The following is a 15485-nucleotide window of genomic DNA, read 5'->3' as shown; positions in this document are numbered from 1 at the left end:
CTGCTGGAGGGACGCGTACCGAAGCTGCCCGATCCGACGGCGAAGGACGGCATTCTTGGACGAGCACGCATCGCATGGGCAACGCCGCCTGAGGGTAGGGGTGGTAGGGATCGGCTGGGCCGGCCGCCAGCACCTGGAGGCGTACGCGAACAGCGACGACGTCGAGATCATCGGCCTGGCAGGCTTGGAGCCGGACCTCCTCGCGGAACTCCAGGCCCGGTACGGCATCCCGCACGCCGTCGAGCGGTGGGAGGACCTCATCGCCCTGGAGGGACTCGACGCCGTCAGCGTCGCCGTCCCCACCTTCCTGCACGCGCCCATCACCGTCGCAGCCCTGGAGCACGGACTCCATGTGCTGAGCGAGAAGCCGATCGCCCGGAACGGTGACGAGGGCCAACTCATGGTCGATGCCGCCCGAAGGGCCGGCCGCGTCCTCGAGGTCGCATTCAACCACCGCCGCCGCGGCGGCATCGCCGCCCTTAAACGCGTGATCGACGACGGCGTCCTCGGCCGCCCCTACTACGCCAAGGCCTCGTGGCTGCGCCGGTCCGGCATCCCGTCGCTCGGCAGCTGGTTCACGAACCGGGAGATGGCCGGCGGCGGACCGCTGGCGGACATCGGCGTGCACGTCATCGATTACGCCCTGCACCTGCTGGGTGAACCGAAGGTCCTCTCGGTCTCGGCGTCGACCTACTCCGAACTCGGTCCGAAGGGCCGCGGCGGGGGTGTGTACGGCGCACAGGCCGCCGGCTCGGCCTTCGAGGTCGAGGACTTCGCGTCCGCGTTCATCCGGCTCGACGGCGGTGCGACCCTGCTGGTCGAGGCCGGCTGGGCGGCCTACCGCGACGAGGAGGACGTGATGGACTTCCGCGTCTACGGCACCGACGGCGGTGCGGAGATGAGGAGGGTCGGTACGGCGAACAGTGCCGTCGAGAGCCTCCACGTCTACACGGAGGAGGGCGACTTCGACCCGGAGGTGGGTCCGTCACCAGGCCACCAGGGCGTCGTCGACGACTTCCTCGCGGCCGTCCGCGCGGGGGAGGCGCAGTGGACCCGGCACGACGGCGCCGTCGCCCTGCACCGCGCCCGCATCATCGACGCCTGCTACGCATCCGCAGCCCAGCACCGGGAGGTACAGCTCTGATGGGAGCCGGCACATTTTCCACCGAGCCCACCGTCGTCGTCTGGAACGAGGGCGTCCACGAGGCCCGCAATCAACCGGCGACCATCGGGACAACCTACCCGCGGGGCATCCACGGTGCCATCGCGGAGTTCCTCGCCGGGTACTTCCCCGGATCGGACATCACGACGGCGACCCTCGCGGACCCCGAGCACGGCCTGACGGAGGAGCGCCTGGCCGGTACCGACGTGCTGGTGTGGTGGGGGCATATCGCGCACGGCGAGGTGTCCGACGACGTCGTGGACCGGGTGCACCGCCACGTACTGGCAGGCATGGGTCTCGTGGTGCTGCACTCCGGCCACTTCTCGAAGATCCTCACCCGTCTGCTCGGCACCACGTGCTCGCTGAAGTGGCGGAACGACGGCGAACGCGAACTGGTCTGGACGGTCAAGCCGTCCCACCCGATCGCAGCTGGTATCGAGAGCCCGATCGTCATTCCCGAGCAGGAGATGTACGGCGAACTGTTCGACATCCCCGAGCCGGACGACCTCATCTTCATCAGCTCCTTCGAGGGCGGCGAGGTGTTCCGCTCGGGCGTGACCTTCTCGCGCGGAAAGGGCCGGATCTTCTACTTCAGCCCCGGTGACCAGGAGTACCCCGTCTACCACCACCCGCAGATCCAGCGGGTGCTCGCGAACGGCGTCGACTGGGTGGCGCGGCCCGGCTCCGTACGCTCCGCCCCCGGGGTGGAGAACCCGGCGCGGGACTGGTTCCTGGGCGACTAGCGGAGTTCAGCGAGCTGCCGGACAGCCTCCACGGCACCTCCTCCCGGATCGGGCTGGTCACCGGTGTGCGTCCCTTGTACCCCGGACGGAACCGGGACGCCAGTGCTGCACGTACTGGTGGCCATGGGCGCCCGCGGTTCACCATGGGGGATCGACGATCCAGGAGGAAGCATGGGGCATGTGGTGCTGCTCGGAGATTCGATCTTCGACAATGGACGGTACGTGGACGGTGGCCCCGACGTCGTCGCGCAGGTCCGCGACGCCCTGTCGGAGGATTGGAGAGCCACCCTGTTGGCCGTCGACGGCGATGTCATCGGTGGCGTCGCCCGGCAACTGCGGTCCGTGCCGCCCGACGCCACCCACCTCGTGGTCAGCGTCGGAGGGAACGATGCCCTGGGATACCGCCACCTGTTGCAACGGCCGGTGGACAGCGTGCCCGAGGCGCTCCTCGCCTTCCACGACGTCCAGCGCGACGTTGGTCGCGCCTACGGATCGATGCTCGACGGGGTCACCGCGCGGGGTCTACCCGTCGCCGTCTGCACCATCTACGACACCCCCGCCTCGGAACCGGGCTACGCCGTGGTCCGCACGGCGCTCGCCTTCTTCAATGACTGCATCACGCGGGCTGCGTTCGCGCGCGACGTGTCCGTCGTCGACCTGCGCCTCGTGTGTGATGACGACGGCGACTACGCCAACCCCATCGAGCCCTCCGTGCAGGGCGGCAGGAAGATCGCGGCAGCCATCTCCGCATTCCTCCTTCCCGGTCCGCCCGGGAGTCGACCGGTGGTCCTGGCACGCTGATGGGGGAGAAGTGGTTCCCCCAGCAGGCTCCGCAGGGTTAGCGTTCGGCTATGGGGACGGAAGTCCAGCAGTGCACCGTCCACCGAGCTTCGGAGTAGCAGCATGGTAGATACCGGCACGAACGGCAGCGCCATCACTCCGCAGGAGTTGAGTGACGGCGGAGTCCTCGACAGGCACGCCCTCTTCGAGTCCGTCGTCACCCATGCCGGTGACGTCGTCCTGGTGACGGGGGCAGAACCGATCGACGCGGCGTCCGGCGGACCGAAGGTCGTGTACGTCAACCCGGCCTTCACCCGCATGACCGGGTACGAAGCCCACGAGATCCTCGGCCGGACGCCCCGGATCCTGCAGTCCCCGGCGACGGACCGCCGGGAGCTCGACCGGCTGCGGGCCGCGTTGCTGGCCTGGCGACCCATCGAGGTCGAGCTGCTCAACGTGCGCAAGGACGGTAGCGAGTTCTGGGCGCAGATCAGCATCACGCCGGTCGCGGACCGGGCGGGGCACTTCACCCACTGGATCGCCATCCAGCGGGAGATCACCGAGCGTAAGCGCCGCGAGCTGGGTATCAAGACCATGCTGGACAGCACCTCCGACCTCCTCCTCGTACTCGACGACGGCCGCGTCACCGCAGCCAGCACCGCGTCCCGGGCGATCCTCGGGTACGAGCCCGAGCAGGTGCAGGGCCGGTCTTTCGAGGATCTCGTCCATCCTGGCGACCCGGCGCCCACCCGGGCGATCCTGGCGGGGGCCGCCGTCCCGCACCTCGGCACCCGGGCACCCGTGACCGTACGCGTGAAGCACCGGGACGGGACCTGGCGTTGGCTCGAGCTGCAGGCCTCGCAGCTGACGAAAGACGAGGACGGACTCACCGGCGTCGTCGTGGCCTGCGCCGATGTCACGGACCGGGTGCGGGTCGAGGAGGAACTCGAGGTGACCAACGGGCGCTTCCGCAGCGCCTTCGACGACGCCCCCATCGGGATGGCCATCACGTCGCTGACCGGGCAGTTCCTCCAGGTCAACAACGCACTGTGTGATCTGCTCGGACGCACCCCGTCGATGATGCTGGCGCACTCCGTGCAGGATGTGACCCACCCGGATGACGTCCTGCACTCCGAGCGCCAGCGAAGGGCGCTCACCCGCGGTGCGCAGGACACCCATCAGCACGAGACGCGCTTCCTTCATTCGGACGGGACCGTCGTCGGAATCCTGCATTCCTCATCGGTGGTGCGTGATGCCCAGGGCACGCCCACGCTGCTGATCGACCACGTCGAGGACATCACGGACCGCCAGAACCTCGAAGCCAGGCTCCAGCACCAGGCTCTTCACGACACCCTGACGGGCCTGCCGAACCGTGCACTGTTCATGGACCGCCTCGAGCGAGCGCTCGCATCGGAGGACGGGAGCGGTTCGGCCCGGGTCGCAGTGCTGTTCTGCGACATCGACAGGTTCAAGACCATCAACGACACGTTCGGCCACCACGTCGGCGACCTCGTCCTGACGTCGATCGCGCAGCGCATCCAGTCGGTCCTCCGTCCCACGGACACGGCAGCCCGGCTCGGCGGGGACGAACTCACCGTCCTCTGCACGTCCTCGAGCGCGGCGAAGGCGCAGGACACTGCGGACCGTATCCGCGCAGCGCTCGCCGAGCCGGTCACGATCAACGAAGCGCAGATCCCGGTGACCCTGTCCATGGGGATCGCCCTGTCCGCGCCGGGGAGGAGCACTGCGGAACAACTGCTGCGTGACAGCGACGATGCGATGTACGCGGCGAAGGGCTCCGGACGGAACCGGTACACCCTGCACGACGAGGCGCACAGCGAGAGCATCCGGCGCCGCCTCCAGCTCAAGGCCGCATTGCCGGACGCCATCCTCCAGGGCGAGCTGAGCCTGCACTACCAGCCGCAGATCGACCTCAACACGGAGGAGCAGGTGGGCAGCGAGGCACTGGTGCGGTGGCACCACCCGACGCTGGGCATACTCATGCCGGGCGAGTTCATCGAGCTCGCGGAGGAAGCCGGGTTGATGCGTCATCTGGGCCGCTGGGTGCTCGGCGAGGTCATGCGCAGGGTGGCCCTGACGGGACGCCGGGGCGTCGGCGCTCGCGGTGTCATCTGGATGAATACCTCCGCCTCCGAGCTGGACGATCCCGACTTCGCGGTCGGTGTCGAGAAGGCACTGTCACAGCACGGCGTCCCCGGGAGTGCCCTCGGGTTCGAGATCACGGAGAGTGTCCTCATGACCAACCTCGGCCGGGCACGGGGTAATCTCGCCCTGCTGCGGTCGCTCGGTGTTCAGCTCGCCATCGACGATTTCGGGACCGGGTACTCGTCCCTGTCCTACATCGGACAGTTCCCGGTGGACACCATAAAGATCGACAGCTCGTTCATCGCGGGCCTCGACAGCCCTGCCCGCCGCAGGGAGTCCTTCGCCGTCATCACGGCAGTGATCAGTCTCGCGCACTCGCTGGGGCTGACCGTGGTGGCCGAGGGCATCGAGACGCAGACGCAGTCGATGATCCTTCACGGACTCGGGTGCGACCAGGGTCAGGGCTACTTCTTCGGGAAGCCGCGCGCCTCCGGCACCTGATCCGATGGCATCCGCGTGCGGGCGGTGCGTAGGGTCGGAGGATGCAGCCCGACAGGATCATCGCCCTCCGCCGCCAGTTCCACGCCCACGCCGAGCCGGGCTTCCTCGAGTACCGGACAGCATCCGTGATCCTCGCAGAGCTCCGCTCGCGCGACATCCCGGTGACCACCGGTGCCGGTGCGATCGACGTCGCCCGCATCGCGCTGCCACCCACGCAGGCCGAGCAGGACGAGTGGGGGCGCCGTGCCGTCGAGGCGGGTACCGCGGCCGACGACGTCGCCTACTTCCAACAGCACGGGACGGCGATCATCGCCGAGCTGCAGGGGAACAGGCCGGGGCCTACCTGGGGCCTCCGCGTCGACATCGACGCCCTTCCCGTCGAGGAGGAGTCGGCGGACGACCACGCCCCTGCCGCAGGCGGTTACCGCTCCGTCACCCCTTACATGCACGCCTGCGGACACGACGGGCACGCCGCGATCGGCCTCGCGCTCGCCGACCGGCTGCAGGACGGCGACTTCCCGGGCCGGGTCCGCATCCTGTTCCAGCCCGCCGAGGAGGGTGTTCGTGGCGCCCAGCCGATGATCGACGCCGGGGTGACGCGCGGCGTGGATCGCATGCTCGCGGTGCACCTCGGGGGGAATCTGCCGACGGGGACCGTGGTCGGCGGCGTCACGGACGCGATGGCCACCACCAAGTGGACGGCGCGGTTCGAAGGAGAGGCGTCCCACGCCGCAGCAGCTCCCGAGCTGGGGCGCCACGCACTCGCCGCGGCCGCGCAGGCGACACTCGCGATCCTCGGGCTCACCCGGTTCGCGGCGGCGGACACGAGGGTCAACGTCGGTACGTTCCACGCCGACGGCAGCGCCAACATCATCCCAGCCGTCGCAACGATCACCTACGAAACGCGCTCCACCTCCAACGACGTCCTGGACGACCTGAACCGGCGCGCCGAGGCGGTCGTACAGGGCGCTGCGCAGATGTACGGGGTGACGGTGATATCGAAGACCTACGGCAGGGCCGCGGTGTCCCAGCCCGACGGCGACCTGCTCGAGGGCCTCGCCCGGGCGGCCGATGGCGTCCCCGCCGTCACCACCTTCACCCCGAAGGGAGCCTCCGGAGGCGGCAGCGATGACGCGCACCTGCTCATCCGCGCCGTGCAGGAGGCAGGCGGACTCGGCACCTACGTCTTCGTCGGCGCATCCAATCCGGCACCGCACCACCACCGCCGGTTCGATGTCGACGAAAATGCCATCGTCATCGCCGTCGACCTGCTCGAGAACCTCTTCAGGAGCTGAAAGAAACCGCTGGACCCCTCAGAGGTCCGGTGCCATCGTTGGTGGATGGTCGGTGAAGACGACGTACGGTCCCTGTGCCTGGCCCTGCCCGGGGCATCCGAGCGGTTGAGCTGGAACCGGCCTGCGTGGTTCGCCAGGACCCTCTTCGCCCGCATGTGGGACGACACCGTGCTGACCGTCAAGACGGACGAGCGCGACGCCCTGCTCGCCACGCAGCCCGGAGCGTTCTTCGTCCACCCGCACCATGAGGAGTACAGAACCCTGGTGCTCGTGCGGCTCGGCCGGGTCGACGCCGCGGAACTGGCGGAGCTCATCGAGGAGTCCTACCGGATCGCCAATGCCGTGCGCTCCCGTACCTGAGCGGTATCGCTGCTGCGGGCCGGGTGCAGCAGTCCTACTCGTTTCCGCCGGAGCCCGGGCGCAGGTGGGTGGGCAGTACGCTCCCCGGCGCACGGCTGCGGATGAGCAGGAGGTTCCGCGCGTGCTCGTGGAGCCGGCGATCCTCTTCCGACCGCGGCGCCCAGGGCGGCACGGGCACAGCCGTACCCTCGTCGTCGCGCGCCACCATGACGGTGAGGCAGGTGGTGGTCAGGTCCATCTCGCGTGACCTCGGGCTGCCGGACCGCACATGCACGGCGACGTGCATGCCCTTGTGTCCGGTGTAGACGAGGCGCGCCTCCACCTCGACGACGTCGCCGATCCGCAGCGGCTTGAGGAACCGGACGCCACCGGAGAAGACAGCCACGGTATCGAGACCGCAGTACCGGGTGGAGCAGACGTACGCGGCTTCATCGATCCAGTCCATGACCGTCCCGCCGTGCACCTTCCCGCCCCAGTTGACGTCGGTGGGGGCAGCGAGGAAGCGGAGCACCGTGCGCTCCGCGGTGCCTGCGTCGGTGTACTCCTGGCGGCGCATCTCCTCGACGATGTCCTTGCGGACCGCGATGCGCGCCACCGCGTGGTCACTGTCCAGCCGTTCGGCGTCCGTGCGTGGCTCGAACGCGGGTACGGGGACGGGCTTGCCGTCAGGACCGACGGCCACGAAGATCACGAGGCATTCGCTGCGTTTCCCGCCGTCGTCCCCTGAGACCGAGCCGGAGGAGACCACCGTCCGGATGTGCATGGAGGACGTGCCCGTGTGGACGATCGTCGCCTCGACCTCCACGAGATCGCCCACCACCACCGGATCCGCGAAATGGATGTTTCCCACGTAGGCCGTCACGCAGTAGGTCTTGGCCCAGCCCACGGCTGCGGCATAGGCGGCCTTGTCCACCCACTCCAGCACGGTCCCGGCGTCCACGGAGCCGCTGTGACCGAGGTCGGTCGGCGACGCGAGGAAGCGGAGGGTGACGGAATTCTCGAGGGGAGTGTCGACGGCGGACGAGGGTGCGGTCATGCACCAGTATCACCACGGCGCGGGGGGAACCGGTAGCCGGGGCGTCAGGGCCCGAGATCGATGACGGTCACTCCGCCGGCCGACCGGTCACCGGCCATCGCCACGAGCGCATCGGGGACCTCGTCGAGGGTGATCCTGCGCTCGATGAGGTCCTGGGGGCGCAACCGGTCCTCGGCGACGAGGGCCAGCAGCTCGGGGTAGTCCTGCGCAGGCATGCCGTGGCTCCCGAGGACGGAGAGTTCCCTGCCGATGACTGCTCCCATGGGCAGAACCGGATCGGAGGGGAAAAGGCCGATCTGCACGTGCCGGCCGCGGGGGCGGAGCGAGAGGATGCCGACGGCGGCGGTCTCCTCCCGGCCGAGCGCGTCGACGGACACATCGATACCGTCCGGCACGGCTGCACGCACGGCCGCAAGCACCTCCTCCCGCGACAGTCCACGCGAGTTGACGGTGACTGCGGCGCCGAAGCGGTCGGCCCGGGCCAGCGCGTCGTCGTCGATGTCGACGGCGACGACCCGCGCACCCAGCGCCGTACCGATCATCACGGCGCTGAGTCCTACGCCGCCACAACCGACCACCACGAGGGACTCGCCGCCCTCGAGGCGGGCCTGGTGGACGAGCCCGCGGTACGACGTCGCGAAGCGGCACCCGAGGAGGGCGGCAGCACCGGCGTCGAGCGTGGCAGGCACCGCGATGAGGTTCGTGTCGGCGTCGTGGAGTGCCACGAGTTCCGCGAAGGAGCCCCAGTGGGTGAAGCCGGGCTGGGTCTGGTTCCGGCACACCTGGCCGTTGCCGGAGGCGCACTCGGGGCAGTGGCCGCAGGCGCAGACGAAGGGCGTCGTGACGCGGTCGCCGACAGCGAAGCGGTGGACGTCGTCACCGACCTCCTCGATGATCCCCACCAGTTCGTGGCCGGGGACGTGCGGGAGGGTGATGCCGTCGTCGTGCCCCAACCAGCCGTGCACGTCGCTGCGGCACAGACCGGTGGCTTGGACGCGGACGACGACGCCGCGAGCCGAGGGGGCGGGTTCCGGGACATCCCGGAGGACAGGGCGGGCGGAGAACCCGTCGAAGCAGACAGCGCGCATCGCACCATTCTGCCCCGCGCGTTCCCCGCCCGGTGCATCGCCCTGATGGGCGGTCAGGACGCCTGCTGTGTCACCTTCCGGGCCGCGCGGGCACCGGTCCTGCGTGCAGCAAGGATCATCGGATCCTTGCGGAGGTCCATCATGAGGGCCACGCACAGCCCGATCATGACGAGCAGGAACGGTGCGGCCGCGATGATCGTCAGCGTCTGCAGTGCCCCCAGGCTTCCCACGGAGAGCAGGACGGCGGCCACTCCACCGGTGAGCGCGCCCCACATGATGGTCAGCCACTTCCGAGGCACCGCAGCGCCGAACGAGGACAGCGACCCGAGCACGATCGACGAGGCGTCGGCTCCGGAGATGAAGAAGATGGCTACGAGGATGACCACGAGGATCGAGGTCACGGAAGCCAGCGGGTACTCGGCGAGGAGGGCGAACATCGCCGACTCCTGGCTTTCGGCGTTGGCCGCCGCGATGTCCACGCCGTTGTCCTGCAGGTTGAGCGCGGAGCCGCCCCACACGCCGAACCAGAGGACGCTGATGACGCTCGGCACGGCGACGACGCCGATGACGAACTCACGGATGGTGCGTCCCCGCGAGATCTTGGCGAGGAAGGAGCCGACGAAGGGCGTCCACGAAACCCACCAGGCCCAGTAGAAGATGGTCCATGCGGCCAGCCACTCGTGGCCACCGAAGGCACCTGTGCGCGACGACATCTGCGGCAGGCTGACGAGGTAGTTGCCGGCCGAGGCCGGGATGAGTTCGAGGATGAACACGGTGGGGCCCACGACGAACAGGAAGAACAGCAGGGCAAGGGCCAGGATCATGTTGCCGTTGGACAGCCACTTGATGCCACGGCTGACTCCGCTGACAGCGGAGATGACGAAGCAGACGGTCAGCACTGCGATCAGGGTGATCTGCAGGGGCAGGCTGCTGCCTACGCCGAACACCTCGGTCAGGCCGCCGTTGATCTGCAGGACGCCGAGGCCCAGGGACGTGGCGGAACCGAAGAGGGTAGCGAAGATCGCGAAGACGTCGATGGCGCGCATCGACTTCGGGATGGAGCGGCCGCGGAAGAGGGGCGAGAAGGCGGCGCTGAAGCCGGTACCCCGGCCCTTGCGGAAGCCGGAGTAGGCGAGGGCGAGGCCGACGACGGCGTAGATCGCCCAGGGGTGGATGGCCCAGTGGAAGAGGGTGTAGTTCATGGCTTCACGGGCCGCTTCGGCGCTACCGGGCTCGATGCCCTCGACGGGCGGCGTGAGGTAGTGGGAGATGGGCTCGGTGACCCCGTAGAACATGAGCCCGATGCCCATGCCCGCGCTGAACATCATCGCGATCCAGGAGACCCTCGAGAACTCGGGCTTCTCGCCGTCCTTGCCGAGGGGGATCCGGCCGTACTTGCTGAACGCGAGGAACAGCGCGAAGACGACGAATCCGCTGGCCGTGAGCACGAAGGCCCACCCGAAGTTCGAGACGAGGCCGTTGAGCACCGAGGTGGTGACCGCAGAGAACTGGGTAGGGAAGACGACCGCTGCCAGCATGAGCAGGATGACGATCGAGAGGGAGACGAAAAGCACCGGTCGGTCCAGCGCAGCCTTCGCGGGGGTCTCTCCGGGAGGGGCCTCGAAAGGCGTGGCCTCACTGGGCGGTGATCCTTGGATGGGCTCGGTGGAATTAGACATGCGCCTTACGTTACGCCGTGATGATGGCCTGGTCCCAGTGTGCGAAGGGTGAAATAACGCTTGCTGGGCACTTTTCCCGTGCTCCCGACGTCGTCCGCTTCCTGCCGTTCCACGCCGTCAACCTGCTCACCGCAGGCCTCTCGCTTCCCAGCGTGCGCCCCGGATAGAGTCGAATCGACGCGCACGCCGTGCGGCGCATCGAGTGACCGCCTGCAGGAGCGCCGACGCGCCCGCCCGCCGGCCGGATCGGTATTCTATCCGATCACCGATTGTGACCAAGCACCCATCCAGAGGCCTGTTCTACGTGCGAATATGCCCCCGCGAGGTCATTCCTGCCGGAGCCGACGCCGTTCCCGCCGGTCCTTGGCGGTGTCGGTCGCAAGGCTCAGGCCGAGTCCTGTCGCGACAAGGAGGATCATCACGAACGGCAGGACCTCGAGTCCGATGCCGTCGAGCAGGAGCCCGCCGAGGAGCGCTCCGCCGCCGATGCCCACGTTGAACGCCGTCGTCTGAAGGGCCGCGGACAGGTCGCGCGTGCGGAAGGATGCTGTCCGCAGCATGCGGGTCTGCAGCATCGCGGGGATGCCGCCGAAGGCCGCACCCCAGACGATGACCGCGATCAGCACCAGCACGGTGTTCGTGGTCACGAGGGCCAGCGTGAGCACGGCGGCCATGACGACCAGGACGACACCGGCGAACGCCTTCTTCGGGAAGCGATCGGCGGCATAACCTGCACCGATGAGGCCGATGATCCCTGCGCCGCCGTAGAGGAACAGGACCAGGGCGATGGACCCGGGCTCGAAGGATGAGACGTCCGTCAACCAGGGGGCGATATAGGTGTAGAAGGTGTTCTGGCCGGTCAGGATGATCAGGATGACGATGCACAGCAGGATCACGGCGCGGAAGCTGGGGTCGCGCGTGAGGGGCACACGCTCCTCGCCGGCCTTTCGCGCCACGTGGTGGTTGACGGGTGGGAGGAACTTCACGATCACGAGGGCCAGGATCGCGACGACCACTCCGATGATGGTGAAGGCCGCGCGCCAGCCGAGCGCGTTGCCGATCGCCGTTCCCACCGGGACGCCGAGGACGAAGGCGGCCGTTCCGCCGCCGGCGGTGATGGCGACCGCCTTGCCGAGCTGGTGGGCAGGAACGAGGTGGGCTGCGTAGGCAGCCACCACGGCCCAGAAGAGGCCGTGCGCCAGTCCGCCCATGATGCGCGCGGCGACCAGCACGCCGTAGGTCGGCGCGACGGCCGCGAGGACGTTCGCGACGGCGATCACCAGGAGCACGACGACGATCAGCGACTTGCGCGAGAACCGCTGGGTCACGGCGGCGAGTGGGGTTGTCGCGACGACGACGGTGCCCGCGAAGATCGTCACGAGGTAGCCGGCCGTCGAGATGCCGACGCCGAGGTCGCGTGCCATGGCGGGCAGGAGGCCCGTGGGCAGGAATTCGCTGGTCACGGAGACGAAGATGGCACCGGCGAGGGACAGGAGACCCACGTAGGGAAAGGGCGCGGTGGCCGTCACGGGCGGAGAGGAAACAGACAAGGGACACCAATCATGGGAACTTCCGGTGGGCTTTGCCTCGGCTGCACCGTTGAAGGCCGAAGGGCATGCTGAAGTCAAGGCTAGCTACGACCCCGACCCTTGGCCTAACACCGGGAAGGAGGATGACATTCCGTCCCTGCCACGAAGCGCCTAGAGACGGGCGATCGACTCTATGTCCTCCAGGAACGCCTCAGCGACGTCGCGTGACACGGTTGCCCGCGTTTCAGCGATCGCAGCGAGGTAGTCCTCTGTTCGGGGACCGGTGGGAGCATCCGCCTCGTCCTCCGAGTAGAGGGCCTTCTCGAGGGCGCCCTGGGATGCCTTCTGGGCGGCGTACTCGATGTCCGCAGGAGAGAATCCGTCGGTCTCCATGACGAGGGCCGGGACATCGACACTGGCGAGGACCTGCCCGGGGATGTATTTGGACCAGATGGACCGTCGCGCCTCGTCGTCCGGCAGCCCGATCGGGATCACGTAGTCGAAGCGGCCGTGCCGGAGGAACGCGGAGTCGAGCGAGCGGATGAAGTTGGTCGCGCAGACCAGGAGGCGGTTCGGCTGATCCCGGAAGGTGGGGATGATCTTGAGCAGCTCGTTGGTCACCCCCTGCATGGCCGACGGCGGCTCTCCGCCGCGCTGCACCGCAATCTCCTCCACCTCGTCGATGAAGACCACTGCATGCTCCAGGTCGGCGATCTTGACGAACGTCTCGCGAAGGGCGCCCGCCAGGCCGGCGGGATCCGAAGCGAGCCGGGACGGGAACACCTCGACGAAGGACCATTCCAGGCGCGAGGCGATGGCGCGTGCGAAGGTCGTCTTCCCGGTCCCGGGAGGGCCGAACAGCACCACCGCGCTGGGAGCGACGACACCGAACTGCTCGGCCAGGTCGGCTCTGGCCAAGGGCATCACCAGGCGACGCTCGAGCAGTTCCTTCTCCCGCTGCATCCCGCCGATCGAGTCCCACAGCCCGCGGGGAAGCAGCCGGCCCCCCAGCTCGGTGAGGGCACTGAGCTCGTTGCGCTGGATCGGGATCTGGCGCTCGAAGTAGCGGAGGTTCTTCTTCGCCGTGAAACCCTGCTCGGCGAATGCGTCTATGCGAAGACCCGTCTCGGGCAGGAGGACAGAGAGCTTGGACAGGCCCAGCGGCGCCATCCGCTTCTCCAGGGCGGCGAGCATGCGGCCCCCGATGCCCTGGCGGCGATGGCTCGATGCGGTCGACAGGAAGACGATCCAACCCTGCGCATGTGCGGCGCGGCCCACGGCCGCGCCGACGATGACATCATCCTGGACGGCAACGACGGCATAGTCCTGCTGGCTGGAGGCAAGGACCTCCGACAACCCGTAGACGGGCTCCACCTGGGTTGTCCGCATCTCCTCCCAGAGATGAAGGATTCCGTCCAGGTCCTCGGGGTGGAAATCGCGGATACGCGGCTGTGTCATCGAAGGCTCCTACTACCGGCTCTCTACTGACGCCCGGTGTCCGACCGGAACCGGCCGTGCGCGCCTCCGGCCTGTCCGCCGGAGGCCTCGACGATGTCCTCGAGCTCCGCGCCGGCGTAGGCGCTCGCCATTCCGCCGTCGTCCTCCTGCTGCGGAACGAGGCTGAGGCGGGGGCCGGCTTCGCGACCGTCGAGTTCCTCGTCGAGCTCGTCCTTGCGGAAGGCTGTCTCGGCGTCGACCTCGCCTTCGGTCGCGAACTCGTGCTCGATCTCCCGGTGCACCTTGCTGTTGAGGACTTCGACGTCCTGGTCCCTGAGCCGCTCGAGGTTCGCGGGGAACGGCTCTTCCGGGGAGATCCTGCTCTTCATGCCCATCCCATCTGCAGGCCGTGAAGCGCACGGCGACCGCTTGAATGCTAAGGGCCGCCGGGGGTGGCGACAAGCAGTGTGCTTCGCATCCTCGCACAACAGCCCACCCGACGCCGACGACCCGTGCCGGGGCGCGGATCGGGACTCATGCAAGAAGGGCGGCGACGACGATCAGCGCAGGGATGGCCAGCACGGAGGACAGGAGGACGGTGTCCCGAGCCAGGGGGATGCCGCGGTCGTAGCGGGCGGCGAACATGAAGACGTTCTGGGCGGTGGGCAGCGCGGAGACGACGACGGCGCCGAGCAGTCTCTCGCCGTCGAGCCCGAAGAGATGATGAGCCACGAGATAGGCGGCCACCGGCATCAACGCGCTCTTGAGGAGGGTGGCCGTCAGGACCTGCAGGCGGTCCGGACCCGCCCTGAGCGGGCGGCTTCCCGGGAGGGACATCCCGAACGAGATCAGGACCATGGGAACGGCGGCGCCGCCGATCAGGGCAAGCGAATCCCACACCGGAGCCGGCGGCCTGAACCCTGTAGCGGAGACCGCGACGCCCAGGAGAGAGGCGATGATCATCGGGTTGCGGAACGGCTGGGTCAGAACGGCCCGGACGGAGGGCTTCCTGCTCGATGTCAGGTCGAGGATCGTCAGGTAGAGCGGTGCCAGCAGCAGGAGTTGGACGAGCAGGACCGGCGCGATCAGGGTGGCGTCACCGAGGGCATAGACGGTGATGGGGATGCCGATGTTGTTCGCGTTGACGTACGAACTCGCCATGGCACCGATCGCCGTCTCGGCAGCGGCCCGTCGGAAAAGGAATCTGCTGACCAGCACGTAGAGGGCCGCAATGGCCAGCGATGAGAGGAGGGCGATCGGCAGGTATTCGGAGAACACCGATCGGAGGTCCGCATCCGCCAGCACGGTGAACAGCAGTGCCGGGTTGGTCACGAAGAACGCCACCTGGTTGAGCGCGAAGCCCGCCTGCGTGCCCCCGATGACGAGCCGCCCGGCGACATAGCCCACGAGGATCACGGCACCGACGACGGCGAAGCCTCCCAGCACTCCCAGCATGCTTCCTCCTCCCGGGCCCTCCACGGGCGCCCCCTAGAAACCTAGTGCGTCCTCCGCCGGGCGGAGGACGCACCAGAGACCGTGGAGAGCACGGAGCTACGGAGTGCCGCGCGGCTCCGGATCCTGCTCGGCGCCATCTGGGGCGAGGACCTGCGGCGATCGTCCTGCCCCCGCACCTGGTTGCGCGCCTCCATCGGTGGAGCGATGGTCTCCGACCGACCCGAGCGCTATTCGGAAAGCCTTTTCCCAAAACCCTTGATCGGCGTACCCGCCGCCGTTAGGCTGACGGCACGTCTTCCGCTGAACCGCTCCAG

At 68.5% G+C, this 15485-nt stretch carries 13 protein-coding genes; 6 read left to right on the top strand and 7 right to left on the bottom strand.

What is annotated here, in order from left to right:
- The first annotated feature begins 55 nt into the window (after positions 1–55).
- The 6 genes from D6T63_RS08995 (at position 56) to D6T63_RS08970 (ending at position 6947) form a co-directional block, all read left to right on the top strand.
- Entirely contained in the window at positions 56–1144 is a 1089-nt protein-coding gene (locus D6T63_RS08995) for a Gfo/Idh/MocA family protein (RefSeq protein ID WP_120148658.1), read from the top strand.
- Entirely contained in the window at positions 1144–1905 is a 762-nt protein-coding gene (locus tag D6T63_RS08990) for a ThuA domain-containing protein (RefSeq protein WP_120148657.1), read from the top strand. The genes D6T63_RS08995 and D6T63_RS08990 overlap by 1 nt, the downstream gene beginning before the upstream one ends.
- Before the next feature lie 102 nt (positions 1906–2007).
- Positions 2008–2706 carry an SGNH/GDSL hydrolase family protein gene (locus D6T63_RS08985; RefSeq protein WP_235830646.1) on the top strand — a complete coding sequence of 233 codons (699 nt, stop codon included), beginning with the start codon at positions 2008–2010 and terminating at the stop codon, positions 2704–2706.
- A 102-nt stretch (positions 2707–2808) separates the two neighbouring features.
- Positions 2809–5292: a sensor domain-containing protein gene (locus D6T63_RS08980; protein ID WP_120148655.1), complete on the top strand. Its 2484-nt coding sequence runs from the start codon at positions 2809–2811 to the stop codon at positions 5290–5292.
- 41 nt (positions 5293–5333) lie between these two features.
- Entirely contained in the window at positions 5334–6587 is a 1254-nt protein-coding gene (locus tag D6T63_RS08975) for an amidohydrolase (RefSeq protein WP_120148654.1), read from the top strand.
- 45 nt (positions 6588–6632) lie between these two features.
- On the top strand, positions 6633–6947 hold the full coding sequence (locus tag D6T63_RS08970) for an MmcQ/YjbR family DNA-binding protein (RefSeq protein WP_120148653.1): 315 nt from the start codon (positions 6633–6635) through the stop codon (positions 6945–6947).
- Positions 6948–6981: 34 nt separating this feature from the next.
- On the opposite strand, the gene D6T63_RS08965 is transcribed toward D6T63_RS08970, so the two are convergent.
- The 7 genes from D6T63_RS08965 to D6T63_RS08935 all read right to left on the bottom strand — a co-directional run bounded on the left by D6T63_RS08965 (position 6982) and on the right by D6T63_RS08935 (position 15171).
- A complete protein-coding gene (locus D6T63_RS08965) occupies positions 6982–7983 on the bottom strand; it encodes an acyl-CoA thioesterase (RefSeq protein WP_120148652.1) in 1002 nt (333 codons plus the stop codon).
- Positions 7984–8027: 44 nt separating this feature from the next.
- The gene (locus tag D6T63_RS08960; protein WP_120148651.1) at positions 8028–9071 is read right to left on the bottom strand and encodes an alcohol dehydrogenase catalytic domain-containing protein; all 1044 of its coding nucleotides are present in this window, start codon (positions 9069–9071) and stop codon (positions 8028–8030) included.
- A 53-nt stretch (positions 9072–9124) separates the two neighbouring features.
- Entirely contained in the window at positions 9125–10750 is a 1626-nt protein-coding gene (locus D6T63_RS08955) for a BCCT family transporter (protein ID WP_120148650.1), read from the bottom strand.
- A gap of 326 nt (positions 10751–11076) precedes the next feature.
- On the bottom strand, positions 11077–12279 hold the full coding sequence (locus tag D6T63_RS08950; protein ID WP_182976942.1) for an MFS transporter: 1203 nt from the start codon (positions 12277–12279) through the stop codon (positions 11077–11079).
- A gap of 171 nt (positions 12280–12450) precedes the next feature.
- A complete protein-coding gene (locus D6T63_RS08945; RefSeq protein ID WP_120148648.1) occupies positions 12451–13737 on the bottom strand; it encodes an ATP-binding protein in 1287 nt (428 codons plus the stop codon).
- A gap of 23 nt (positions 13738–13760) precedes the next feature.
- On the bottom strand, positions 13761–14105 hold the full coding sequence (locus D6T63_RS19210; RefSeq protein ID WP_182976941.1) for a hypothetical protein: 345 nt from the start codon (positions 14103–14105) through the stop codon (positions 13761–13763).
- A 145-nt stretch (positions 14106–14250) separates the two neighbouring features.
- Positions 14251–15171 carry an AEC family transporter gene (locus tag D6T63_RS08935; RefSeq protein WP_120148647.1) on the bottom strand — a complete coding sequence of 307 codons (921 nt, stop codon included), beginning with the start codon at positions 15169–15171 and terminating at the stop codon, positions 14251–14253.
- Positions 15172–15485: the final 314 nt, after the last annotated feature.

The sequence above is a fragment of the Arthrobacter cheniae genome (assembly GCF_003602275.1).
Lineage (GTDB): Bacteria > Actinomycetota > Actinomycetes > Actinomycetales > Micrococcaceae > Arthrobacter_D > Arthrobacter_D cheniae.
The sequence above is the reverse complement of the archived record's forward strand: the minus strand, read 5'-3'. Positions and strand labels throughout refer to the sequence as shown.